Below are 17,964 nucleotides of genomic sequence, written 5' to 3'. Positions count from 1 at the left end.
GTGGCGCCGCTGATCAGCATCAAGGACCTCAGCGTCGCCTTCCACGGCGTGCCAGTCCTGCGCGGTGTCGATCTCGCCTTGCACAAGGGCGAGGCGCTTGGCCTCGTCGGCGAGTCCGGATCGGGTAAGTCGGTGACGTGGCTTGCGGCACTCGGCCTGTTGCCGCGGAATGCCCGCGTCTCGGGCTCCGTTCGTCTCGACAGTCGCGAGATCCTCGGTGCGCCCGCCGCCGAGCTCGACCGTATCAGGGGCGGGCGCGTCGCCATGATCTTCCAGGATCCCGCGAGCGCACTCAATCCCGTGCTGACCATCCGCAAGCAGCTCTGCGAGTCCTTGGCGCTGCATCGCGATATCTCGGGTGGCGCGGTGAAAGCGGAAGCGCGGCGGCTGCTCGATCTGGTCGGCATTCCCGACGCGACGCGCAGGCTCGAAGCCTATCCGCACGAATTTTCCGGCGGCCAGGTCCAGCGCATCATGATCGCGATGGCGCTCGCCGGAAATCCAGACCTGCTGATCGCGGATGAGCCGACTACGGCGCTCGACGCCACGATTCAGGCGCAGATTTTAGAACTGCTCTCGACTATCCGCCGCGAGATGGGCATGGCGATGGTCCTGATCAGCCACGATCTCGGCGTGGTCGCGGAAAACTGCGACCGCGTGGCCGTGATGTATGCGGGCCGCATTGTCGAGGAGGCGCCGGCGAACCAGCTCTTCGCCGATCCCGTCCATCCCTATGCGCAGGGCCTGATCGGTGCGCTGCCGCCGCTCGACGGACCGAGGCGCCGCCTGACCGCCATTCCCGGAACGGTGCCCGATCCCGCGAGCATGCCTGATGGCTGTGCCTTCGCGCCGCGTTGTGCGCTGGCAGAAGCGCCGTGCGGCATTGTGGCTCCAAGCCTCGCGCCGATCGCGGAGGATCGCGCCGTGGCCTGCATCCGCGCCGAGGCTTCGCGTCGCGCACTGCTCGGGATCGCCGCCGAATGAGCCGTCCGCTCGTCGAAGTGTCCTCGATTTCGCGCAGTTATAGCATGCGCTCCGGGATGTTCGGCCGAAGTGCCGCCATTCATGCAGTCGATGGCGTGTCGCTGACGATTCCCAGGGGCGAGACGCTGGGCCTCGTCGGCGAGTCCGGCTCGGGAAAGTCGACCACCGGCCGCATCGTGCTCGGCCTCGAGCCGCCGGATCACGGCGAGGTGCGGTTCGACGACAAGCCGATGGCAACGCCCGGAACGACCGCATGGCGTGCGCAACGCGCGCACATGCAGATGATCTTCCAGGATCCGCTGGGGGCGCTGGACCGGCGGTTGCCGGTCGCCGCCCAAATCCGTGAGCCTCTGGACATTCACGGTCTCGGGACGCCCCTCGAGCGCGAGGAGCGGGTCCGCGAATTGCTGCGCGCGGTCGAACTGACACCCGCACATGGTGCGCGCTATCCGGGTGCGCTCTCCGGCGGACAGCGCCAGCGCATCGTGCTGGCGCGGGCGCTGGCGACAAAGCCGGATTTCCTGGTCTGTGACGAGCCGGTCAGCGCGCTCGACGTCTCGATCCAGGCTCAGGTGGTGAATCTGCTCGCCGATCTCCAGGCGCAGCTTGCGCTGACCTTGCTCTTCATCAGCCACGATTTGCGGGTCGTCCGGCAGATCAGCAATGTGGTGGCCGTGATGTATCTCGGCCGCATCGTCGAGATCGGGTGCGCCGATGATCTGTTCGCGCGGCCGGAGCACCCGTACACGCAAGCACTGGTCTCGGCATCGCCCGCGCCGGGCCGCCGCAGCGCAGGCCGCATTGTGCTGGCAGGCGATCCGCCGAACCCGGCGGCGCGTCCCCAGGGCTGCGCCTTCCATCCGCGCTGCCCGCGCGCAATCGCGCGTTGTGCAAGCGAGGTGCCAGCGCTGTCGAACGTCGGTGGCGACAGGCAGGTCGCCTGCCACCTTGTGGCGGGGCCGCACGTCGAGACGCGGGATGCGGCCTGATGGGACGCTATTTCGCCATTCGGATCGGACGCGCGGCGTTGACGATCGTGCTTGTCGTCACCTTCGCCTTCGTGGTGCTGCGTCTCTCGGGCGATCCCGCGCTGATGATTTTGGGACCGGAAGCGCCGCCGGAAGTCCTCGCCGCCTTCCGCAGGGCGTGGGGCCTCGATGATCCCATCTGGTTTCAGTATCTCGATTATTTTGGTGCGATCGCCAAGGGCGAGCTCGGCCGTTCCATGCGCGACGGGCGGCCTGCGATCGAGCTTGTCCTGGAGCGGATTCCGGCAACCCTGGCGCTGACGCTGCCGGCCTTCGCATTCAAGGTCGCGCTCGGCATTCCCGCCGGAATCTACGCGGCGCTGCACCGGGGCTCGGGAATCGACCGCGCGGTGATGATGACGGCGGTCGCCGGCTTCACCGTGCCGAGTTTTGTGCTGGCGCTGCTGCTCGTGCTCGTCTTCGCCGTGCAACTCGGATGGCTGCCCTCGGGCGGGCAGGACAGCTGGCGTCACGCCATCCTGCCGATCGTGACACTCAGCCTTGGCGGCGCCGCGGTGCTGGCGCGCTTCACCCGTAGCGCCATGCTGGAGGTGCTGGGCCAGCCCTATATCCGCACCGCCTCGGCGAAGGGCGTGCCGTGGCGAAAAGTCGTGACGTCGCATGCGCTGCCCAACGCGGCGATCCCGACCGTCACCATACTGGGCTTCATGGTGGGCACGCTGATCGCGGGCGCGGTCGTGGTCGAGAGCGTGTTTTCGTGGCCGGGGGTAGGGCGCCTGCTCGTCGTCGCCGTCGCCAACCGCGACCTCGCCGTCGTGCAGTGCATCCTGTTGCTGGTGGCGATGACCATGGTCACCTCGAACCTGATCGTTGACTTCCTCTACGGCTTCCTCGACCCGCGCCTGCGCGCCAAGGGGGCGCACGCATGAAGGGAGCGCATGCATGACCGACGCCACGCTGAAAGACACGTCGGCCCGCCGCCGCATGAGCCTCCCGGCGATCCCGGTCTCGGTCGCCATCGCGATCGGCTGGATCGTCGCGATGCTGGTGATCGCGGCCTTCGCCGAGAAGATCGCCCCCTACGGCTATACCCAGCTCGACCTGCGCAATCGTCTCGCTAGTCCCGGCAATGTCGCGCACTGGCTCGGCACCGACGAACTCGGCCGCGACGTGCTGTCGCGGCTGCTCGTTTCGATCCGCATCTCGCTCCTGATCGCCTTCGGCGCGACGGCCATTTCAGCCATTGTCGGCACCACGCTCGGCTTCCTCGCCGCGCATTTCCGCGGGCCCGTCGAGCAGCTCGTGCTGATGCTGTCCGACTTCCAGGCCAGCATGCCTTTCCTGATCATGGCGCTCGCAGTGCTCGCCTTCTTCGGCAATTCGCTGCCGCTCCTGATCGGCCTGATGGGATTTTTCGGCTGGGAGCGCTACGCCCGTATCGCGCGGGGCCTTGCCATTTCCGCCAATGCCCAAGGCTATGCGGCGGCGGTCCGGCAGCTCGGCGCGACGCCGGCGCGAATTTACCTCCGGCATATCCTGCCCAACATCGCCTCGACCCTGATCGTGTCGACCACGCTGGTCTTTCCCGAGGTGATCCTGATGGAGTCGGGCCTGTCCTTTCTCGGCCTCGGCGTGCAGCCGCCGATGACCAGCCTCGGCAACATGGTCGGCTACGGCCGCGAGTACCTGACCCGGGCACCCTGGATCATGCTGGCGCCGGCCACCACCATCGTGGTGACCACGCTGGCGGTCTCGGTGATCGGAGATTGGCTGCGAGACCGGCTCGATCCCGAGTTGCAATAGGACTTCAGCTCTCGTGTCCCGGACGCGCGAGGCGCGAGCCGGGACCCAGGAAGCCATAGCACTCGCTGCCAGATGGGCCCCGGCTCTGCAGCGCACCGTCGAAGAGACGCTGCGCTGCGTCCGGGGCAGGTGAGAGAGCCCGCGCCGGGAGCAGGGGAGCCCTGTCCGGCCCAAGTTCCCGTTGCGCGCGTTCCCCCCGTGCGCTATCCGGCCGGAAAGGCCTGAGGCGGCTTCGAAAATTTGCCCCGCCCGGCCGGCCAAACCCGAGGACGGAAACCGCCATGCCAGCCTATCGCTCCCGCACCACCACCCACGGCCGCAACATGGCGGGCGCCCGCGGCCTCTGGCGCGCAACCGGCATGAAGGATGGCGATTTCGGCAAGCCGATCATCGCGGTGGTCAATTCCTTCACCCAGTTCGTGCCCGGCCACGTCCATCTCAAGGACCTCGGCCAGCTCGTCGCCCGCGAGATCGAGCAGGCCGGCGGCGTGGCGAAAGAGTTCAACACCATCGCGGTCGACGACGGCATCGCGATGGGCCATGACGGCATGCTCTACAGCCTGCCGTCGCGCGAACTGATCGCCGACAGCGTCGAGTACATGGTCAACGCCCATTGCGCCGACGGCATGGTCTGCATCTCCAATTGCGACAAGATCACGCCCGGCATGCTGATGGCGGCGCTGCGGCTCAACATCCCCGCCGTGTTCGTCTCGGGCGGACCGATGGAGGCCGGCAAGGTCACGCTGCAGGGCAAGACCAAGGCGGTCGACCTGATCGATGCCATGGTCGCAGCCGCCGACTCCAAGGTTAGCGACGAGGACGTCAAGGTGATCGAGCGCTCGGCGTGCCCGACCTGCGGTTCGTGCTCGGGCATGTTCACGGCCAATTCGATGAACTGCCTCACGGAAGCCCTTGGCCTTGCGCTCCCCGGCAACGGCACGGTGGTCGCAACCCACGCCGATCGCAAACGCCTGTTCGTCGAGGCCGGCCACACCATCGTCGACATCGTGCGCCGCCACTACGAGCAGGACGACGCCTCGGTGCTGCCGCGCAATGTCGCGAACTTCAAGGCGTTCGAGAACGCGATGACGCTGGACATCGCGATGGGCGGCTCGACCAACACCGTGCTGCATCTGCTCGCCGCCGCCCATGAAGGCGAGGTCAAGTTCACCATGCAGGACATCGACCGTCTCTCGCGGCGCGTGCCCGTGCTGTGCAAGGTCGCACCGTCGGTCGCCGACGTGCATGTCGAGGACGTCCATCGCGCCGGCGGCATCATGGGCATCCTGGGCGAGCTCGATCGCGCCGGCCTGATCGACACCTCGGTCTCGACCGTGCACGCGCCGACCATGAGGGACGCGCTGGAGCGCTGGGACATCAAGCGCTCGAAGAGCGAGTCTGTCCGCACCTTCTTCCGGGCCTCGCCCGGCGGCATCCCGACGCAGGTCGCGTTCAGCCAGGAGCGTCGTTACGACGAGCTCGATTCCGACCGCGAGAAGGGCGTCGTCCGCAACCTCGAGCACGCCTTCAGCAAGGACGGCGGTCTTGCCGTGCTCTACGGCAACCTCGCGCAGGACGGCTGCATCGTGAAGACCGCCGGCGTCGACGCCTCGATCCTGAAATTCTCCGGCCCCGCCCGCGTGTTCGAGAGCCAGGACGCGGCCGTCGAAGGCATTCTGGGCGGCAAGGTCGTCGCCGGCGAGGTCGTGGTCATCATCTATGAAGGCCCGCGCGGCGGCCCCGGCATGCAGGAGATGCTGTATCCGACCAGCTACCTGAAATCGATGGGGCTGGGCAAAGCCTGCGCGCTCGTCACCGACGGACGCTTCTCGGGCGGCTCGTCGGGCCTGTCGATCGGCCATCTGTCGCCGGAAGCGGCCGAAGGCGGCAACATCGGTCTCGTCAGGACCGGCGATCGCATCGCCATCGACATCCCGAACCGCAGCATCACCCTCGATGTCTCCGACGAGGAGCTGGCCAAGCGCCGCGCCGCGGAAGAAGCGAAGGGCGACACCGCCTGGCAGGCGATCGGCCGCAAGCGCAACGTCTCGACCGCGCTTCAGGCCTACGCCGCGCTCACCACCAGCGCCGCGCGCGGCGCGGTGCGCGAGGTGAAGCGGCGCTCGAAGTAGCAGCGTCTCGTGCGCGCGTGATCGCACGCGCCGTGCATGGTCAACAAGTTCTGAACGGCCGGCGCAAGCCGGCCGTTTGCATTAAGGATGCCTCGACGAACTTCGGCAAAGCAAGGGTTTGCCGCGTATACTGATGCGACCTTCGCAAATCCATTTCGGGCAATTGGGGCACCACAATAATGTCTCGCACTCTCGCTGTCGTTTTCTCGACCGTCGTCGCTGCGATTTCCATGACGAGCGCAGCCTCCGCCGGCTGCTACAATTGCTACACGCCGCCGCCGTGCACGACCTGCTACCAGCAGCAATACGTGCAGCCGCAATACCGCACCGTCGACGAGACCGTGATGGTTTCGCCCGGCGCCGTCGTGGCGCACCGCGCGCCGGCGCAGTATCGCACCGTGATGGTGCCGCAGACCGTAATGGTGGCGCCGCCGAGCGTCCAGTACGAGCGCATCCCGCCGCAATACGCCACGCGCCAGCGCGTCGAGATGGTCCAGCCGGGCTATTCCTATTACGCCCCGGTGCAGATGGGGTGTGCGTCCTGCGGGTACTGAGCCGGCCGGACCTAGGAAGAATTCAAGCGGCGCTCCTCACGGGGCGCCGTTTTGCTTTTGAGGGCGGCAAATGAGGCCCGGAAACGGAAGCGACACCAAACCGGGCTTCGCGGCCGGGAACATGTTTCGCGAATGCGAGCCATTTCCCGATTCGCATGGCCTCGCGGCTGCGGTCTGGGTGGCTGCGCGTCCCGCGTGCTCACACCGCGTAGCTTTTTGAACCGAAGAGGAAGCATTCTTGCTTTCTGATCTCCAGCGCGCAGGCGTTTCGCCTGTCGTGCGTTTGAACACCGTGGAAAAATGCGCTTGCGTGCAGAAGCCAACGGCAAGCGCGACCTCGACCAGCGGCGTTTCGGTGTTTGATAATAGTGACTTGGCACGTTCGATGCGCTGATGCTGGAGATATTCATGCGGACGGTAGCCAGTCGCAATTCGGAATTGCGCCGCGAAGTGCATGCGGGAGAGACCGGCGATGTTTGCGAGGTCGGAAAGACCGATGTCGCGGTCGAAATGCGCTTTGACGTACTCTTCGACACGACGCAGACGCCACTTGGGCAAGCCATTGACCTTGATCTGTGGGCCTTCGAGCCGAGCCACATGCATGGCGAGGGTCCGGCCTATGCAGCGTGCAAACTCCCTGTTGGTCGTGTTCCCATACCCGGTCAGCACCTTTGCAAGTTGATCGACGAGAGGATCACGCAACAATACCAGTTCATTCATGCTTTCGGCCGCGAGTAACTGTCGCGTCGATTGCTGTGAAATCATGTAGTCGGCAGAAACGCGGAAGTGCAGGAAATCACACGCCGAATGAAATTGCGCGATGATTCGCTTCGACGGCGCCGAGACGTACAGCGTGCCTGCCGGCATGTTGCCATCGAAGATCGCCTGCCCATCGCCGGCGAATGTCAGGCGGGACGCCTTGAGCGCGATTCCCAAAAAATATTGATCGGGTGGTGTCGTCGCTTCGGCACGCAGTGTGGCATCCTGCAGGTTGGTCCAGCGCGAGATTACGATGTCTCTGGCGGCGACGCCGGGGTGGACTCGACGCCAGGACTGTTCCTGGTAGAGGCCCTCCGTTTCGAGTAGACTTTCATCTCGCAAGGGACAGTCTCGACGATTGAACGATCGCTCCACTTGTGCGCCGATGGACATCATCCGTTCTTTCCGGGTTTCGCGGCCATTGCGATCGTGAAACCTCAACATGTGCGATAAAGGGAAAAGATACGTCTGAAGGCGGATCGATATGGGTTATCGATTGCAAAATATTGCTATATCTCGAAAGAGGCAGTCACTGTCGAACGGAGAGTGTGGCGTCACGTTGCTCCATTGAGGTGCATTGGTCGTCTTAGCAATTCTTAGCAATTCACAACGCGCGGGAGGGTGCCCCATCGCTATCTTGACCTCGTGGCACTTAGGATAAGGGCCGCGAGGATCAAGGAGAATTCAGATGGAACAGCGTAGACGAATCGCCATCGTCACGGGGGGCAGCCGCGGTCTTGGGCGTAACACGATGGTCAGCCTTGCCCGCAGAGGTGTCGATACCATCTTCACATACAAGTCGGCACGCAATGAAGCTGACATGGTGACTGCGCAAGTTAGAGAGATGGAATCCCGCGCCATACCTTTGCAGCTGGATGTCGGCGACGTGAGCGCATTTGGCGGCTTTGTCGCGCAGGTGCGGGAAGCCCTGGCTTGCCTCGGAGCAACGCATTTCGATTATCTGGTCAACAATGCCGGCATTTCACATCACAATTCGTTTGAAATGACGACTGAGGACGAACTCGATGCCCTCTACAGGGTGAATTTCAAGGGCGTGTTTTTCCTGACGCAGAAATTGCTTCCGCTCATCAGAGACGGCGGCAGGATCGTGAACATCTCCAGCGGCCTCGCCCGGATCATCATTCCCGGCAGCGCGCCGTACGGCGCGTTGAAGGGCGCCATTGAGGTCCTTACGCGTTATCAAGCCAAAGAACTGGGCCCGCGTGGGATCGCCGTGAATGCTGTGGCCCCCGGCGCAATGCAGACCGACTTCAGCGGTGGTATTGTGCGCGACAATCCAGCACTTAACAAACGTGTCGCCGATATGACTGCGCTCGGACGTCCTGGTGTCCCGGACGACGTCGGGCCGATGATTGCTTCGCTGCTGTCCGAGGACAACCGCTGGATCAACGCCCAGCGAATCGAGGTCTCGGGCGGCATGGCGATCTAGCTGCCCGCAACGGCTGTGCGGACTCCTTGAAATCAAACCGGGGTCTCGCTATTTGCGTGGCCCCGTTATCTGCCGATGAGAGATCGTCAAGACGGACGGCGGGCTGGGAGGTCGACCCGATCAGACGTGGAAGTCGCACGGCGCCTCCAGAATGCTTGCGGCGGCGACGAGATCGGTCGAGCCCGTTTTCTCCGAATGCGCGCGATAGATTGGGCCGATGAGGGCGAGGGCTTCGTGGATGCGGCGAGTTTGTATCAACAAGCGTGCCAGCGGCACGGCAGCCTTTAATTCCCAACCAGGGGAGGCCTGCATTCCCGCAAGTTCAATGGACTTGCGCAAGGATGACTCGGCGGATTCGAAGTCCGGTTGGGGGCTTCTCAAGATAATTTGGCCTTGTGTGCGCAGAAGGCTCGGAAGGTAGAATTGCTGATTCATTTCCCGGGCCGATGACAGGGCGCCGTCGATCGTCGCGCGCGCCTCGTCATGATTTCCGCACTGGGATAGCCCATCCGCCAGAGCTATCGACGCTGTTGGAGTGAGCATGTGCAGGCGCTCGCGGCGAAGCCGTTCGAGCGCTTGTCGCAATGTCTCAACTCCGGTCGAGAAGTCTCCGGTCATCAAGAGCCATTCTCCTCTCAGCGCCAATGCGGCAGACGTGTGAGTTTTGATCGATAAACGTTGGGCGTGTACAAGCAAGCGCTCGATATACAGGGCCGACTCAACGGTGTTGCCGCTCCAAAGCAAGACAGGTACGGAGTGGGTGATCGCCATGGTGTAGTTGCTTGGCAGAGATATCTCCGCCGCATCGTCCATGGCCTTGATGGCCAGCTTGCAGGCGCTATCGGGGGATCCGCGGAGCCAAACGCAGCGTGCCAGCGAGATCTGGGCCCTCAGGCGATCGTCGTATCCGAACAGATTGATTTTCGCGCGGCCGGTCGTGGCTTCAAGCCTGGAACCGCGCTCGTAGTGGGCGATCGTTGCCAATTGGTCGCCTGCCATATGACTGGAAGCTGCCATCAGCCATTCAGCATTGATGCGATCTTCAGGAGAATCGCTGCGTTCTGCGATGGCTCCGCTGCGCTTCACGGCGGCCAGCGCCGCTCCGAAATCGCCAGTTCGGTTGAAGAAGAGGGCCAGGTCGCCCAGAAGGCGAAGCTGTTGGGGCGCTTGCCCGAGAGCCTCGGAGAGAACCAACCCACGCTCCAGGGCATTCCGAACCTCCGGCGTATTTCCGAGGGTGTACATCGTGGACACCGCCAGCGCTTCCTGCAGGCGCGCTTCGCTCTCGGGAATTTCGCCGAGGTCGTCTTTAAAGCTTAATGCCAGTTGTGACCAGTGCCGGCATTCGTTCAACAACCAGAGACCGAGAAAGAGCGGGGCGGTGTCGGCCGCAAGCTGAACGCCAAGCGGGCGGGACTTCTCGTTGGAAAATGTCCATTCGAGTGCCTTTCGCAAATTTCCGACATGCGGCGCGTGACGTCCAATATCAGCATAGGTGCCGTGCTCGAGCGCGGTGGCCTTGAACAGCTTCGAAAAATAGAGCGCGTGGCGCGCGGCAATCGATTCAGTCTGTTCGGTCTCGGCCAGCTTGGCGGCCGCGTATGCCCGAGTCGTGTCGGGAAGCCGATAGAAGACGGTGTCACCTTCCCGATGAACCCAGACGAGAGACCGGTCGATCAAGCTCATGATCGTTCTGGAGACGTTGGCGCTATCATGGTCGCCATTGTTCGTGATCGAACACGCGGCGTCCATTGTGAACAGACCGACGAGCATGGAGAGGGCGGATAGGACGCGCTGTTCCTCTCGATTGAGAAGCCTGAAGCTCCAGTCGAGCATCGATTCGAGCGTTCGATGTCGGGGAGCCGCGTCGCGGCGACCAACCAGGCCGAGGTCAACGTTACCGACAATCAGGTTGGCGACCCCAGAAATACCGTAGGTGCCAACCCTGCTGGCCGCCATTTCGATTGCCAGTGCAATTCCGTCGGTTCTTCGGCATATTCCGGAGACGATCGGCGCCTCGATATCGCTCAGCTCGCCATTGAATCCGCTAAACTTGGCGCGATCCAGGAAGAGTTGCACGGCTGGCGTGGCCAGCGCCTGCGCTGCGGTGGGGCACTCCTCCATCGGGCAGGCGAGAGGGCTTAGCAAATGGATCGTCTCGCCGTCGACACGCAGCGCTTCTCGCGACGTCGTCAGCAGATGGACAGCTGGAGCTTGTTGAAACAAGCGCGCGGCCAGACCGGATGTTGAATCGAGGAGATGCTCGCAACTATCAAAGATGATCAGCACGCGTCTGCCGGTGAGGAAGTTCAAAATCTCCTCAACGGGATCGGCGCCTCCGATCCGGCAGCCAATTGCCGAGATGATAGCCTCGGGTATCCGTTCGGGGTCAGAGACGGCGCCGAGATCGACAAAAGCAATATTGTCGTCACCAAACTCCGCTCGCAAACGGTCCGCAACGGCTGTCGCGGTTGTAGTTTTCCCGATGCCTCCGGAGCCGACGATACTTACGAACCGACGTTCAAGGAGAAGTTCGACCAGGCTGTTGACAACATCGTCGCGGCCGACCAGCAACCGGGGTGGTGGCGGCACGCGGCCCGTGAGCCGGGGCGCCGGGGATGCGGTCGGCAGAGACGGCGCCTCGGTGGCCTCTCGCGTGACGGATGCGACGAAGCTGTAACCTACACCGCTGACATTGACGATGTAGCGTGCACCGTCGCGACCGTCTCCCAAAACGCGGCGAAGCGATGCAATGTGTACTCTGACACCCGCATCGTCGACGGCCACGCCTCGCCATGCGAGATCGACCAACTCGCGCCGACTGACGACCTCGCCGGCGCGATCGATCAGGACGATCAACAGGTCGAGCGCGCGAGAGCCGATCCGCACCGGCTTTCCGTCCTTGGTCAGCAAGCGGCGCGCGCGGTCCAGGCGGAAGTTTCCGAACGACGTCGTCGTTTCTCCTGAATGAAGATCGTTGTCGCGCTGGGGCGATAAGGGCGAGGGGGCTTCGGCTCGAACCTTCGCATGAACTGCCACCTGCGACTCCCTTTCCCCGGTCGATAAATATCGTGCGCAGGGCGCAGGCAAAATCTTCCAGAATCGCAGGTAAAATCTTCCAGAATTGTGACGCAGGTTGCGGAAAACTGATCCGCCCGGGCTATCCATTGGTCGAAGGGCGCCGGCCTTAGCCGTTATCGATGGTCTCTGGTTGGTCACCTGATCGACGCCAACGCCCGGGACCGACACCCACATTCTCCGTGAAGGAATTGGTGAAATGGCTTTGGCTGGAAAATCCGCACGCAAGGGCAATCTCGGCTATCGAAAGCGTCGACCCTGACAGCATTGCTTGTGCCCGCTGCATGCGACGACCGAGCTGCCACTGATGAGGTGACATTCCGGTGGTGCGCTTGAAGGCCCGACCGAAATGGGCGACCGAAATGCGGCATTCCCGGGCGAGTTCGGCCATGGAGACGTCGAGCTGGCTGTTTATTAGGTCTTTCGCACGACGTTCCTGCCATGCTGCCAGCCCGTATGTTCGAGTTTTGTTTGCGCCATTCAACGTCGCATATTGTCCGAGCACGTTGATGCACGCAGCATCAAGGATCGAATCGAGCAGAAGTCCGGTCGTCGCGTGGGGCCGGTCCAAGGCCGCAAGAGCCGTCTCGGAGAGATGACGCATGACAGGATCGTCATGGCCGGTCGTCGGCCGATGGATGAAATCCGCGAATGCCGGTAAGTCATTCTGTTCGGCGTAGGCCTTCATGGTCGAAATCGGCATGTAAAAGTGCACAGTGCCGCCGGGATTCCGACAAAGGACCCGAGGATCTTCTCTAAGATCGATGATGTAGGTTGTTCCACCTTGCACGGGATCGGATGAGACGAACCGACTGCCTTGCCAGAATTCCTGCCGAATACTTTTGAGTGGAACGATCACCTGATAGGCGTCGAGAAAACCGAGCGAGCCGCTTGGCTTTCCTGTGGCTCCTCCTCTCAGCACCGAGACAGCGATGGTCCCTCGCTGCAAGGTACGACGGACATGGGTGGGAGGTTCGGGCAAACGGAAACTGGCTGCCAGATGCGCACCATAGGCGCCTTTGCTGGCCGATTTCCCACCGGTGGCGTGTGGCTCGCTCATCTGGAAACCTCGACGGCAATTATGCGACCGAATGCTCGATCGATCGATCTCAAACGCACGATTTCGTTGACTTCTGGACGTCATGCGCGCCTGACGAAGTCGGCGAGTGGCTCGGCAAGTTCCCGGAACAGAAGCCCCTGTAGGTCTTACTTGGTGCCAGTCCGAAGGGTCGAGCGTTGACGGCGCTATGGGTCTCACCGTAAAGAGCACTTACTGACCACGTTGGGTAGTAAAGCGGTAGTAACGGCCTTTTTTCGTTCAGCTCGCGCTGCTGCTAACCCTCTGAAATTGTTGCTCCGGAAGGGTGGCCGAGTGGTTTAAGGCACCGGTCTTGAAAACCGGCGTGCCCGCAAGGGTACCGTGGGTTCGAATCCCACCCCTTCCGCCAGTCGATCCGACCGGGGGTCTATCGGTCAGGCTTTCCGGGGCAGGTAATCCGTGAATCCAACATCCAATCCGGCAGCGCTCGACAAGCTCAAGCTCCGCATCCAGGCGTTGCGCGCCAAGACGATCGCCAATGGCTGCACCGAGGACGAGGCGCTGTCTGCGGCCGCCAAGGTTGCCGAGCTGCTGGATCGCCACGATTTGTCGCTGTCCGACGTAGAACTGCGGGCGTCGCCATGCGAACGGAGGGTCTACGAGACTTTTCGCAAGAAGCGAATTCCGCTGGACGACTGCATCGGCGCGATCGCTCTTTTCTGCGATTGTCGGGTCTGGCGCGAGAAGAACGCGGCCGGCGAGAACAGTTATGTGTTCTTCGGCCTCGGCGCCGATATCGAGGTCGCGCATTATCTGGCTGAATTGATCGACGGCGCTGTGCGCGCCGAACTTGGACGCTTCAAGACTTCGCTCGACTACAGCAGGTTCCGGCACCAGCAGCGGCACCTGGCCAATGCTTCCTTCGCGCTCGGCATGGTGGCCTCAATCGCGCAGAGGCTGGTGGCGATCAAGGCCAGTCGCGATCAGGTCAACGAAAGCACCGGCCGCGGGCTGGTGGTTCTCAAGACCTCGGTGGTCGATGCGGAGTTCGACAAACTCGACCTGAAGATGCGGACCCAGCGCAGCGCCAGCCGGATGGTATCGATGACGGCCTATGAAGCCGGCGGCGCCGCCGGTGCGTCGCTCGCCATCAATCCCGGGCTTGGCGGGTCGCAGGCAGGGACAGCTCGTAAGGGAAGCTGAACGCAGCCTCACCGTCATTGCAGTTCAGTCGATCGATTTCTCGAGCTTCTGGGCTGCGCGGAAGTCGTCCATATGCTGCAGGTTCGGCCCGTAGGCAGCCTCTTTGGTCAGCAGGTGGTAGATCCGGGCCACGACGGTTTGGAGATGCTTCATTCGTCCGCGCGGCATCGCCCGGGCCTTGCAAAGGGCCCGGACCGCGTGCGCCCGGAAATAATCAAAAGCGTCTGACATCGCGGACTCAACGTCCCGCGCAATGATTGGTTCTTGGATTGGTTCTTGGATTGGTTCTTGTTCGCGCGTCCTAAAACGCTGCCAGGAACGCAATCGCGTTCAGGAACCTGGCCCTCGTTGGCCTGTTGTTCGCACTCTCGTCCAGCTACGGAGGGCGCCCTTGGAAAGTACGATCATCGGAGAATTCGACACGCGCCGCGGCGCCGAGCTTGCGATTGAGCATGTCGTGCAGGAATGCGGCGTGCCGCGAAGCGACGTCTTCGTCCAGGCCGCCGGTGGCGCGAACACGTCGGGGACACGCACCGCCGGTCCTGACGCCAAGGCCGCGCCTGCGCCGGAGGGGCACCAGAAGCTGGAAGGTCCAATCGAGGTCTCCGTGGACTTTCACGGCGATGCGCCCGAGAAGATTGCGGACGCCTTGAAAGGCGCAGGTGCAAAGACTGTCCGAACCAAGTAGCGGCGAGGGGAGACTGTGGCGCTGGAATCCGCACACGCCGAACGGTCAGCCTGGTTCTGGTTGGGGAACCCCTTCCGCGTTCAGCGCGTTTCAACGCGAACGCAAATTGCGAGGCCTCCCTGCTTCAGAGCTCATCGACCCTGATCCCCGGCGACACCGTCTGGCGGCGGTGCGAGGCGCGGCGTGTGGCGGTTCTCAACGATGCTGCCGCTTATTTCGCGGCCCTGCGGGAGGCCCTGCTGCAGGCGCAGGACCTCGTTTATATCGTCGGTTGGGATATCCATAGTGAAACCAGGCTGGTCGGCGAGTCCGGGCGAGCGGATGATGGCTTGCCGGAACAGCTCGGCCCGTTCCTGCGCGCGCTGGTCCAGCGACGTCCCACCTTGCGCATCAACATTCTCATCTGGGACTTTGTCTCGTTCTACGCTTCCGAGAGGGAATGGAATTCCGCGGCGAAATTCACCGCCGACACAGATGGCCGCGTCCGGTTTTATCTTGATTCCACACTTCCATTTGGGTCGGCCCAACACCAGAAAATCGTCTGTGTCGACGGTTCGCTGGCGTTCGTCGGCGGACTCGATCTGACGATCAGGCGCTGGGACACGAGTGACCATCGCGCCGATCACGCATCGCGCTGTGATCCCCAGGGCAAGCCATACCTGCCGTTTCATGATGTTCAATGCATAGTCGACGGGGATGCGGCGGCGTGGCTGTTCGACCTCGCGGAGCAACGCTGGCGCGCGGCAGGCCAACAGATTGACGATCGGCGCCCGCTGAAGAGCTTGCGCTGGCCGGCGAATGTGCCCGTGGAAGCTGAGCATATGCCGGTGGGTATCGCCAGGACCGAGGTGGTTTGTCCGACAGGTTCGACGCTCCGGGAAGTCGAACGCTCGTTGATCGCAGCGATCCGGTCAGCGACGAGCTTCGTGTACATCGAGAACCAGTTCACCAGCGCCACCAAGATCGCGCGCGAATTGGCGGAGCAGATGCTGCGTGTGCCTTCGCTTCGGGTTGTGGTCGTCACTCCGAAACTGCATTCCTCGTGGCTGGAATCCCAGGCCATGCAGAACGGCCGGGGCGCCTTCATCGACTGCTTCAGTTCAGCCGGCATCGCCGATCGTATCCGCTTCGTCTACCCGGTGTCGGGGAACGGGGACACGGAAGCGGCCGTGATGGTGCACAGCAAGCTCATGATCGTCGACGATCGGATCTTGAGGATCGGTTCGGCCAATCTAAACAATCGATCGATGGGCGCCGACAGCGAATGTGACCTGATCTTTGAAGCCACATCGGACGAGCATCGAAATTTCATCGCTTCGGTCCGCCGTCGCCTGATCGCCCATTTCTGCGGCCTCGATGAACAGACCGTCGCGCAGAACGACGATCGTCTATTTGCGCTCCTGGACGACGTCTCAAGAGAAGGTGGGACGAAGGCGCTGCGCGACGTGGAATCTTCGGTCCTGACCAGCGCTCTGGCCACGATGGTTCAGCCGGTGGCGGACCCTGAGCGGCCTCTTCATCTGGAGCGGGCGGCATCGCGCATGTGGAGCACGAAGACGATCATCGGGATGGTCTCGATAGCCGTGGCGCTTTGCGGACTCGCAATGGCCTGGTCCTACACGTCCTTGAGCGATTTCGCCGACGCCGGCCGGATGTCGACGCTTCTGTCTGCCTATTCGCAGTCCGTCTGGGGGCCGCCATTCGCGATAGCGGCTTTCGTCGTCGGCGGGTTGGTCGTGTTTCCGGTTCTCGTGCTCATTGCGGCAACTGCTGCCGCACTCGGACCATGGCTAGGTTTCGTCACCGCCATGACGGGGGTCGTGCTCAGCGCCTTTGTCCTGTTTGCGATCGGGCGGGCACTCGGCCGCGAGCGCCTCCAGCGTTTGCTCGGACGACGTACCGCGCGCATCCAGGAGCGTGTTGTCGGCAAGGGCATTCTGGCCGTCGTCGTCATCCGGATGATTCCGATCGCACCGTTCTCGGTGGTGAATGTCGTGGCTGGCGCGAGCACGCTGCCGCTGCGTGACTTCCTGGTCGGAACGCTGCTCGGCATGACGCCGGGCATTCTCGCCATGGCAGTTTTGGGTGCTCAGATCGCAGATCTCGCCAGGAATGCGTCCTGGACCAACATATTGCTGCTCGCACTGGCGTTCCTGGGCTGGCTCGCGATCTGCGCAGGCGCGCAATTCGTCGCGACGTGGCTCGCCGGGAGGCGCTGATGGCGCCGATGCGCTTCATGACATGGAATGTGCATGGCACCTTCAATCTCAATCCGAAATTCGATCTCGAGGGGATCTGTTCCATCATTCGCAAATGGGCTCCCGATGTCGTCGCGCTTCAGGAGGTGGATTCGCGATCCCGATCGGACGATCCGTTTGCGAAGCTGGCGAGTGTCGTCGGCGATCACCGTGTTCACGCCAAGTCGATCGTCACGGCCGATGGCGAATACGGCCAGACGCTGCTGAGCCGCTTCCCATTCTCCGGCCCGCCCGAGATCGTCGACGTGTCGTATCGTGAGCGGGAGCCGCGCCGAGCGATCGCCGCGGGACTGCTGACGCCGGTCGGCGATGTCCGCGTGGTGGCCACGCATCTCGGCTTGAGCATCCACGAGCGCCATGCGCAGGCTCAGGCGCTGGTGAGCCTGGTGAGACCTGGAAGGACCGTCGTCCTCGGGGATTTCAACGACTGGTTCTGGATCAAATCGGTGCGGCGCGTGCTCGCGCAGGCCTGCCCGAACCGTACGCGGCTGCGAACTTTCCCGTCGCATTTGCCCCTGCTGCGGCTTGACCGGATCTATGCGACCTCCGACAGCCCGATCGGGAAGGTTTCGACCGACCAAGGGGCGCGGGCTTACTCAGACCATTTGCCCGTTATTGCAGACATCGAGATCGCCGGCGGGTCAAACGCGTCTTAAGCGCGATAAAAAAGTTCTTTCTGCAGAAGGACTTGGCTACTGTGCATGGGGTTGTTTTCGAACATTTATGCCGTCGGCCCACGCTGCCGCCCGGCGGGACCAAGGGGAACCCTTTCCTGACCCCCGCGTTATCTGGCCATGACGGAAGACATTTCCTACCGGCGCAAGCCCTTGACCCCCGAACAGCGGCAGGCGCGCGATGCGACACGCCGTATCGAAGCCGAAAAAGCCATGCGCGATCATGAAGCGGCGCAGAAGGCGTTTTATGCCAACAAGGAACGGCTGAGAGCCGAACGGTTGGCACGTGAACAGACTGAAGCGAAGGGCTGAGCGCACGCGGTCGCCCCGTCGAAAATGTCTTTGCCCGCGAG

At 62.9% G+C, this 17,964-nt stretch carries 17 protein-coding genes and 1 tRNA gene; 13 read left to right on the top strand and 5 right to left on the bottom strand.

Annotation, left to right across the window (positions count from 1 at the left end; all coding sequences use genetic code 11):
- From AC0L3A_RS03695 to AC0L3A_RS03670, 6 genes are all read left to right on the top strand, one after another.
- Positions 1–984 (top strand): ABC transporter ATP-binding protein, encoded by a 984-nt coding sequence (locus AC0L3A_RS03695; protein ID WP_007590957.1) that lies wholly within the window; start codon positions 1–3, stop codon positions 982–984.
- Positions 981–1,973: an ABC transporter ATP-binding protein gene (locus tag AC0L3A_RS03690; RefSeq protein ID WP_473253612.1), complete on the top strand. Its 993-nt coding sequence runs from the start codon at positions 981–983 to the stop codon at positions 1,971–1,973. Before AC0L3A_RS03695 ends, AC0L3A_RS03690 begins: the two co-directional genes overlap by 4 nt.
- Positions 1,973–2,902 (top strand): ABC transporter permease, encoded by a 930-nt coding sequence (locus AC0L3A_RS03685; RefSeq protein ID WP_456764320.1) that lies wholly within the window; start codon positions 1,973–1,975, stop codon positions 2,900–2,902. Before AC0L3A_RS03690 ends, AC0L3A_RS03685 begins: the two co-directional genes overlap by 1 nt.
- Before the next feature lie 13 nt (positions 2,903–2,915).
- A complete protein-coding gene (locus tag AC0L3A_RS03680; RefSeq protein ID WP_473253611.1) occupies positions 2,916–3,776 on the top strand; it encodes an ABC transporter permease in 861 nt (286 codons plus the stop codon).
- Positions 3,777–4,057: 281 nt separating this feature from the next.
- Complete coding sequence (ilvD, locus tag AC0L3A_RS03675) at positions 4,058–5,908, top strand: dihydroxy-acid dehydratase (RefSeq protein ID WP_007590964.1); 1,851 nt, start codon at positions 4,058–4,060, stop codon at positions 5,906–5,908.
- 230 nt (positions 5,909–6,138) lie between these two features.
- Positions 6,139–6,462, top strand: coding sequence for a hypothetical protein (locus tag AC0L3A_RS03670; RefSeq protein WP_219684370.1), 324 nt, complete (start codon positions 6,139–6,141; stop codon positions 6,460–6,462).
- A gap of 36 nt (positions 6,463–6,498) precedes the next feature.
- On the opposite strand, the gene AC0L3A_RS03665 is transcribed toward AC0L3A_RS03670, so the two are convergent.
- Complete coding sequence (locus AC0L3A_RS03665) at positions 6,499–7,617, bottom strand: helix-turn-helix domain-containing protein (protein ID WP_473253610.1); 1,119 nt, start codon at positions 7,615–7,617, stop codon at positions 6,499–6,501.
- 292 nt (positions 7,618–7,909) lie between these two features.
- Here AC0L3A_RS03665 and AC0L3A_RS03660 point away from each other — a divergent pair, with 292 nt between their 5' ends.
- The gene (locus tag AC0L3A_RS03660; RefSeq protein ID WP_219684327.1) at positions 7,910–8,671 is read left to right on the top strand and encodes an SDR family NAD(P)-dependent oxidoreductase; all 762 of its coding nucleotides are present in this window, start codon (positions 7,910–7,912) and stop codon (positions 8,669–8,671) included.
- 120 nt (positions 8,672–8,791) lie between these two features.
- Here AC0L3A_RS03660 and AC0L3A_RS03655 read toward each other — a convergent pair whose 3' ends face one another.
- The gene (locus tag AC0L3A_RS03655) at positions 8,792–11,710 is read right to left on the bottom strand and encodes an ATP-binding protein (protein ID WP_473253609.1); all 2,919 of its coding nucleotides are present in this window, start codon (positions 11,708–11,710) and stop codon (positions 8,792–8,794) included.
- A 148-nt stretch (positions 11,711–11,858) separates the two neighbouring features.
- Positions 11,859–12,809, bottom strand: coding sequence for a helix-turn-helix domain-containing protein (locus AC0L3A_RS03650; RefSeq protein ID WP_219684324.1), 951 nt, complete (start codon positions 12,807–12,809; stop codon positions 11,859–11,861).
- A gap of 298 nt (positions 12,810–13,107) precedes the next feature.
- Here AC0L3A_RS03650 and AC0L3A_RS03645 point away from each other — a divergent pair.
- Both AC0L3A_RS03645 and AC0L3A_RS03640 read left to right on the top strand, forming a co-directional pair.
- Positions 13,108–13,197 (top strand) — tRNA-Ser (locus AC0L3A_RS03645).
- Positions 13,198–13,247: 50 nt separating this feature from the next.
- Positions 13,248–13,991, top strand: a complete 744-nt coding sequence (locus AC0L3A_RS03640; protein WP_473253608.1) for a DUF7168 domain-containing protein — start codon at positions 13,248–13,250, stop codon at positions 13,989–13,991.
- 24 nt (positions 13,992–14,015) lie between these two features.
- On the opposite strand, the gene AC0L3A_RS03635 is transcribed toward AC0L3A_RS03640, so the two are convergent.
- On the bottom strand, positions 14,016–14,222 hold the full coding sequence (locus tag AC0L3A_RS03635; RefSeq protein ID WP_007591053.1) for a hypothetical protein: 207 nt from the start codon (positions 14,220–14,222) through the stop codon (positions 14,016–14,018).
- 160 nt (positions 14,223–14,382) lie between these two features.
- Between AC0L3A_RS03635 and AC0L3A_RS03630 the strand changes: the two genes are divergently transcribed.
- Positions 14,383–14,679, top strand: a complete 297-nt coding sequence (locus AC0L3A_RS03630) for a hypothetical protein (RefSeq protein ID WP_219684322.1) — start codon at positions 14,383–14,385, stop codon at positions 14,677–14,679.
- 131 nt (positions 14,680–14,810) lie between these two features.
- Here AC0L3A_RS03630 and AC0L3A_RS03625 read toward each other — a convergent pair whose 3' ends face one another.
- The gene (locus tag AC0L3A_RS03625; RefSeq protein ID WP_473253607.1) at positions 14,811–15,500 is read right to left on the bottom strand and encodes a hypothetical protein; all 690 of its coding nucleotides are present in this window, start codon (positions 15,498–15,500) and stop codon (positions 14,811–14,813) included.
- On the opposite strand from AC0L3A_RS03625, the gene AC0L3A_RS03620 reads away from it, so the two are divergent.
- The 3 genes from AC0L3A_RS03620 (at position 15,501) to AC0L3A_RS03610 (ending at position 17,923) form a co-directional block, all read left to right on the top strand.
- Complete coding sequence (locus tag AC0L3A_RS03620) at positions 15,501–16,898, top strand: VTT domain-containing protein (protein WP_473253606.1); 1,398 nt, start codon at positions 15,501–15,503, stop codon at positions 16,896–16,898.
- On the top strand, positions 16,898–17,593 hold the full coding sequence (locus AC0L3A_RS03615; RefSeq protein ID WP_473253605.1) for an endonuclease/exonuclease/phosphatase family protein: 696 nt from the start codon (positions 16,898–16,900) through the stop codon (positions 17,591–17,593). Before AC0L3A_RS03620 ends, AC0L3A_RS03615 begins: the two co-directional genes overlap by 1 nt.
- 138 nt (positions 17,594–17,731) lie before the next feature.
- Complete coding sequence (locus AC0L3A_RS03610; protein ID WP_007591059.1) at positions 17,732–17,923, top strand: hypothetical protein; 192 nt, start codon at positions 17,732–17,734, stop codon at positions 17,921–17,923.
- Positions 17,924–17,964 lie beyond the last annotated feature (41 nt).

The organism is Bradyrhizobium sp. MI1.3 (assembly GCF_055811695.1).
Note: the sequence above shows the minus strand (reverse complement) of the source record. Positions and strands in the feature narration are given on the sequence as shown.